This window comes from Actinomadura montaniterrae (assembly GCF_008923365.1).
Classification (GTDB): domain Bacteria; phylum Actinomycetota; class Actinomycetes; order Streptosporangiales; family Streptosporangiaceae; genus Spirillospora; species Spirillospora montaniterrae.
Window position 1 is genome coordinate 1 of record NZ_WBMR01000361.1, and the last position, 6,727, is coordinate 6,727.

Annotated in this window: 4 protein-coding genes; all 4 read right to left on the minus strand. The window is 78.0% G+C overall.

The window, feature by feature from the left end:
- Positions 1-146: 146 nt before the first annotated feature.
- A complete protein-coding gene (locus F9B16_RS51925; RefSeq protein ID WP_192809365.1) occupies positions 147-1,271 on the minus strand; it encodes a hypothetical protein in 1,125 nt (374 codons plus the stop codon).
- Positions 1,268-3,856: a hypothetical protein gene (locus F9B16_RS48450; RefSeq protein ID WP_151547021.1), complete on the minus strand. Its 2,589-nt coding sequence runs from the start codon at positions 3,854-3,856 to the stop codon at positions 1,268-1,270. Before F9B16_RS48450 ends, F9B16_RS51925 begins: the two co-directional genes overlap by 4 nt.
- Positions 3,853-4,986: a DnaA/Hda family protein gene (locus tag F9B16_RS48455; protein WP_151547022.1), complete on the minus strand. Its 1,134-nt coding sequence runs from the start codon at positions 4,984-4,986 to the stop codon at positions 3,853-3,855. The genes F9B16_RS48450 and F9B16_RS48455 overlap by 4 nt, the downstream gene beginning before the upstream one ends.
- 120 nt (positions 4,987-5,106) lie before the next feature.
- A partial coding sequence (locus F9B16_RS51930) for a hypothetical protein (RefSeq protein WP_192809366.1) occupies positions 5,107-6,727 on the minus strand: 1,621 nt, incomplete at its 5' end.

A 6,727-nucleotide genomic window follows, 5' to 3' on the forward strand; every position in this document is an offset into this window, starting at 1 on the left:
TCCTCATCGTCACCGACGACCCGGACGAGCAGATCATCACCGTGAAGGCCGAGCCCGAGTATGCGCGGCCTTCAGGGCGGCGAACGCATCGGCGGGCGCGTCGGGCGCGCCGGCGGGCGGGCCGGCGGGCGCGTCGGGCGCGTCGGTCATCGGGCGGGCCTCTCCAGGGGGACGGGCACCGGGTCGGCGTCCGGCGCGAGGGGGAACAGGGCGACGACGGGGCCGCGGGTCGCGGCGCGGAGCCCGAGCCGGTACGCGCCGGGCGGCAGCCCGGGGGCGCGGCAGGGCACGGGACGGCCGTCGACCTCGACCGGGAGCGTTCCGGCGTCGTCGAGCATCAGCGACGGGGCGCCGAGCGTCGGCTCGCGGCGGTGGCACAGCAGCAGGTCGCGGCCGTTGAGGGCGGCGAACCGGCCGGGCCGTCCGGGGACGCCGATCTCGGCCTCGGCGGGCAGCCCGTCCCGGATCCGGTGGATCGGGAGCCGGACGTCGGGCAGCGGCGCCTCCCGGAACACCCCGGCGGCGAACAGCGCGGCGCCCTCGACGGCGGCGTGCGGGCCGAGCGGGGCGGCGCCCGGGAGTACCTCGGCGACCAGCGGGAAGGCACCGAAGCCGCCGGTCAGCACCGGCCGCGCGGACGCGGCGGACCAGCGCCCGGCGAGCGCCGCGAGCCGCCCGCCGACCGGCTCGAACGCCTCCAGCAGCGCGCCCGCGGTGATCTCCAGGTCGCCGGCGCGGACCGCGAGCGCGTTGCGGAACAGCGCCTTCTCGCGGGCGGTCGCGAGGACGGTGGCGAGCCGCTCGGCGTTCCGCGCGGCGGACGCCGCGAACTCCCGGCCGCGCCCGGGCGCGACGGCCTCGCCGAACGCGTCGCCGCCCGCGCCCGGGTCGAAGACGGCGTCGGCGAGCCGGACGGACTCGCCGGACACCTCGCACAGCCCGAACCCGGTGCCGGACGCGCCCGCGTCGCAGACCAGGTAGCGGCCGGGGCCGGTCCGCGCGGCGGCGTGCGCGGCGACGGCGGCGAACCGTCCGATCAGCGTGGCGGGCCCGACCGGCAGGACGGTCGCGTGCAGCAGTTCCTGCCGGGCGAGGCCGGCGCCGTGGTCGCGCCAGTGGTCGGGCACGACGCAGGTGACGGGACGGCCCGTCCCGGCCGCGCGGGTGAGGACCCCGGCGATCGCGCCGGGCGGCGGCGTCGCGAGGACGGTGAGGCCCGCGGCGGTCCGGATCCGGGTGGTGGCCGTCCCGATGTCGACGGCGGCCGTCACGACCGGCCGCCGCCGCCCCGCCCCCACCGGGCGGGCTTGGACGCCTTGAGCAGGGACTGGGCCCGGTCCGCGCTGCGCTTCAGCCCGTCCCGGGTCTCCTCGGAGATCAGCAGCTCGCCGTCCTGGTCGGCGGCGGTGATCTCGATGACCCGGTGCCAGAAGGCGATCTCGGCGAGCGCGACCGCCGCGGCCTGGGTGCGCAGGCCCGGGCCGACGCCGGGGTACCGGGCGATCGCGCGGGCGAGGTCCAGCGCGCGGTTCGCGGCGTCGGGGTCCTCCAGCTCGGTGAGCGCGAACCGGACCTCGCCGATCAGCTCCACGACGGTGCCGGCGGTGATGTTCGGCAGCCCGTTCAGCAGCGTGTCGGCGATCTGCGCGGCCGGTACGCCGCGGGCCATCTCCTGCGCGCACAGGGTCGCGATGTGCCCGGCGGTCGCGTTCTGCGGGAGGTTCGTCAGCACGGTCATGAAGGGGTCCTTCGCCAGTTCGGGGAAGAGCTGCTCGGCCTCGTGCCGGCAGACCTGGTACTCCGCGACGGCGCCGAGCGCCGGGACGTTCGCGCGGGCGGCGAGCATCGCCTTCGCCACGGGACGCGCCTCGTCGTGCGGCCCGGCCATCAGCTCGCGGGCGAGCATCAGGACGGGCCCGGCGCCGCCGCCGGACGCCCAGCCGCCCGCCCGCAGCCAGGCGGTCAGCGTCTCGCGCCGCCGGTCCGCGCGGCCCTGCGGCATGGGACGCGCCCACACCGACCGGAACCCCTCCCAGTAGGCGGGGTGGTCGGCGGTGGCGGTGCCGGTCACGTGGTGCGGGGGAGCGGCGAGCCACAGCAGCAGCCCGTCGAGCATGCCGAGGGACGCCGGGTCGGGCGCGGCGGCCCGCGCCAGCCGGCCCTTCAGCACCAGCGCGTCGCCCGCCGGGATCCGGTCGAGCGACGTCAGCCAGTCCGCCAGCCCGTCGAGGACGAGGGGGAGGCGGCGCGCCTCGGCGGCGAGGGCGAGGACGTCGCCGACGCAGGCGGGGTCGTGCCGGGCGAGCGCGGCGAACTGGTCGCCGTGGACGGGCGTCAGCGGCGAGAACATCAGGTTGCGGAACAGGCCGAGCAGCGACTCGGGCAGGTGGTGGGTGAGGCACTCGTACCAGGCCTGCAGCGGTGCGGGTTCGCCGCGCCCGACCGCGGTCATCAGCGCGCACACCACGCGCGGGGACCGGCCCAGCTCGCCGAGCGTCTGCGGCCACCGCGGGCCCGCCGGGACGACCGCCGCCGGGCCGATCGCTTCGAGGACGACCAGCGCGGCGGCCTCGGCGCCGACCTCGTCCACGTCGCGTTTCGGCGCGGTCACCACGGCGGCGAGCAGCTCGTCGGCGCGGCCGAGGTCATGGGCGAGCTGGAAGTACGGCAGTGCGAGCGCCGCGCGCGCGCCGGACGGGACGTCCTCGCCGCTCCAGACCAGGGCGCGGACCGCCCCGCACAGCTCCCTGAACGGCGTCACGGTCGTCCCCGCGACCTCCGCCCAGCGCTCGCGCAGCAGCGGCACGTCCTCCGGGGCGCGCTCCCGGATCAGCGCGTACAGCATCTTCCGGGCGCCGGCGTCGCCGAGCTCGCGGTGCCGCCCGGCGGCCAGCAGGTCCCGGACGTCGGCGGGGTCGTACGTCCCGCGCTCCACGGCCTGCAGCACGGTGGCGGGCCAGTCGAGGCCGCCGAGGACCCGCACGACCGCGCCGGCGTCGGCGTCGGCGAGCGGCGCGGTGGCCTCCGCGAGATGCGCGACGACCTCGGCGGCCGTCCGGCCCCGCTCCCCGAACAGGTCGGCGAGCATCTCCGCGTACGCGCGGCCCGGGGTGTCGCGCTCCGGCAGCCGGGGCGCCCGCCAGTCCAGCTCGGCGGTCCGCTCGCGGACCTGCCGCGCGAACGCCAGCGACACGTTCCGGTTGCCGCTCTGGTCCCACGTCGCGGCGCTGAACCGGGTCCGCCACCCGTACGGCAGCAGCGCCGCGACGGCGTCGAGGAACGCCAGCCGGTCCAGGACGGCGAGGTCCGGCGCGCCGGTGATGGTGACGGGGCCGTCGAGCAGCAGCGACGCCGCCGCCGCGACCCGCTGCGTCCCGAACCGCTGGAGCGCCTCCGCCGCGGCCGCCGGGTCCAGCGGCGGGACCCGCAGGTCGAGGCCGTCGGACGGGAACGGCGGCGTCAGCGCGGACAGCGCCTCGTACAGGCCCGCGTACGACACCGGCACCGCGCGCAGCGCCTCGTACGGGACGCACAGGTAGCGGGTCTCGGCGATGGGACGGCCCGCGCCGTCCGCCTCGCCCGTCCAGTCCTCCAGCGCGACGCCGATGCGGGTGCCGTCGTCGCCGCCGCGCACCTCGCTGATCGTGATCCACGGCAGCGCGGCGGGCCCGGACCGGCCCGGCGACGGGGTGCCGAGCGCGAAGTGCCGCAGGATGTGCGCGTAGTCGGCGGAGCTGAAGTCGGGGCCGCCGCAGCCGGTGACGCGGTACTCGTCGTAGCTGCCCGGCGGCTTGCCGCGGATCGCCCAGCCGGCCCGCAGCGCCGCCGCCTCCCGGGCGGGAGCCTGGTCGGTCACGGTTCGCCCACGTTCCCGGCGAGCCACATGACCGGCTCCAGCACGTTGATCGGGGCGACGTCGCCGCGGATGCGGAACCGGTCCTCGCCGGCGAGGCCGTCGCCGCCGTCGGACTGCTCGGCGATGTTCAGGTAGTCCTCCGGCTGGAAGCGGTTCTCGATCGGGTCGCGGTAGAAGCCGATCGCGGACGTCACGAAGTAGCGGGTGCGGGACTCGCCGAAGTGCGAGCGGATGCCGCGCAGCAGCGAGTTCACGGGGTCGTGCGCGTGCGTCCCCCGGTACAGGTCCTGGAAGAACTCCAGCGCGCGGGTCTCGTCGACGCGCGGCATCCCGAAGATGCTCGCGGGCGGCGTCACGTAGCCCAGGCGCACGGCCCGCTCGTACACCTCGGGGTGGTCGAACTTGGTGATGCAGACGGCGAGGTGGTGCGGGAGCTTGTGGTCGACGCCGCTGGTCCCGGCCAGCTCGGAGATCTGCAGGACGGTCCGCTGGAAGAACGCGTACGCGTCGTTCATCTCCCGCTCGCGGGTCGGGTCGAACAGGAACAGCAGCCCGTCGCAGCCCGCGAGGTGCCGGACGAGCCGCTCCTCGGCGTCGCCCCCGCCGCCGTCGCCGGACCCGCCGTCGCCGTCGCCGGCGGAGCTGCTGAACCGCAGCCCGGACGACGGCTCGCGCGCGGCCCGGTCCTCCGGGCGGCTGCTGAACATGCCGCCGGGGGCGTCCATCATGTCCAGCATCACCGTGTACGGGACGGGGCGGCGCCGCTTGAAGCGGAGCCTGCCGGTGTCCGGGCGGACCTTCTTGATGTGCGTGCCGTGCAGCTGCCAGGCGAGGTTCGGCGGCAGCTCCCGGGTCGCCGGGACGAACCGGCGCTCGATCTTCAGCTGCCGGGTGGTGTCGGCGAGGAACTCGGTGGACGCGCGGTTGCAGCCGACGAGCCGGACGTCGTGCCCGCCCTCCTCGGCGGCGATCCGCAGCGCCGCGAGGAACGTGGTCTTCCCGCAGGTCGGCGCGCCCCACAGCCCGATGCGGCGGGGCTGCGGCGGCGCGGGCGGCGGCGGCCCGGCGGCCGGGCCGCCGGCGGCGGGCTCGTCGGGCCGGGCTTCCTCGGTCGGGGACGGTTCGGTCATGCCGGGCCTTTCACGGGGTCGTGCCGTTCACGGGGCGGGGCCTTCCTTCGCGCGGGGTCCTGGTGTCGGGGTCGCTGGTCGTCGAGGGGCGCAGGTCGTCGAGGGCGCGGGTCGTCGGGGTCATGGGACGAGGGGGAACGGCAGCGGCGGGGCGTCGCCGTCGGGCAGGACGCCGAGGACCTTGGCGAGCCCGGCGGCGTCGGCGGAGTCGAGGTCGGTGCGGTGCGCGGCGCCGAGCACCGCCCACTCCGGTGCGTCGCGGCGGCGGCCGTCCTGCCCCGGGACGCCCTGCCCCGGCGTGCTCTTCGGCGCGGGCGCGTCGGTCACCGCGATGAGCCGCACCCCCGACGCCTCCAGCTGCGCGACGGACTGCCGCCAGTTCAGCCGGTGCGGGCACGGCTCGACGGGCCGGATCACGTCGCCGTGCCCGCTGCCGGGATGCGGCGGGCGGCCCGCGACGGTGAGCAGGATCCGGGCGCGGCCGTCGCGGGGGCCGTTCAGCAGCGCGGCGGCCCGGTCGAGGGAGTCCTCCAGCGGCGCCGCGCGCGCGCCGAACGGCCCGGACGGCGGGGACGGCAGGTCCGCGAGCGTGCGGGCGGCGTCGTCGGCCGGCTGCAGCGGCCCGCCGGACACCACGTCCCGGTTCTTGTGCTTCGGGTCGATCGGATGGTCCAGGTGGCCGACGACGGCGACGCGGGCGGTGCCGCCCAGCTCGTCGCCGAGCAGTTCGAGCAGGTCCGCGACGAGGTCGCGGCGGCGGCGGGCGGTCTCGGCGCGGCCGCCGAGCTCCAGCACGCAGACCAGCTCGGTCGCGAACGCGGCGGCGGGCAGCCGCCGCGGGACGCGGCGCAGCAGGTCCGGCCAGGCGGGGGCGTCGCCGTCCACGGTGCCCGGTTCGAGGAACCGGAGCCGGCCCGGCCCGTCGAGCGCCACCCGGACGAGCCCGGCCGCGCCGCGCGGCATCCGCGCCGACACGATCCGGACCGGCTCCGGCGGGTCGTCCCAGGTGACGACGGCGAGCGCGGTCTCCTGGTCGGGGCCGGGCGGGCGGCGCACCCGCACCTCCGCCTCGTCGCCGGCGCGCGCGCCCGCCGGGAACAGCGGCAGCCGCACGACCTCGGCGGCGCCGTCGCCGGGCCGCGACCGCAGCGCCGCCAGCCCGTAGGACAGGGCGATCGGCCGCTCCGCGAGGATCCGCTCGAGCAGCGCCGCCGCGTCCGGTTCGCCCGCCGCGATCCGGACGTCCGGCAGCAGGTCGGTGAACGCCCGCACGACCGCGTCCGGGAACGGCATGCCGGGCAGCCCCGACATGACCGCCGTGTCGACGGACGTGCAGTACCGCCGCACGAGGTCGCCGGCCGCGCCGCCGATCGTCGCGTCCGCCCACGCCGGGTCGATGCCGGACGGCCCGCCCGCGAGCTGGAACCGGCGGTGCGCGGCGTCCTCCGGCAGGCCCGGCAGCAGCGCCGACCACGGCACCGCCGCCAGCTCGCGGAACCCGAGCGGTCCCGCCGCCGGGACGCCGCCCGTCACGAACAGCCGCACGCCGGCGTCCTCTACGGCGACGACGACGAGCGCGCGGTTCGGGCCGAGCGCGTCCAGCACCGCGGCCAGCGGCGGCCGGGCCGCCTCGCGCCGCGCGGCGACCTCCCGCCGCGCCTCCTGCCACTGCGCCTCCGTCGGCCTGCCCCGCAGGTGGGCGGCGTACGGGAGCCAGTCGTCGCCGGCGCGGGCCGCGGCC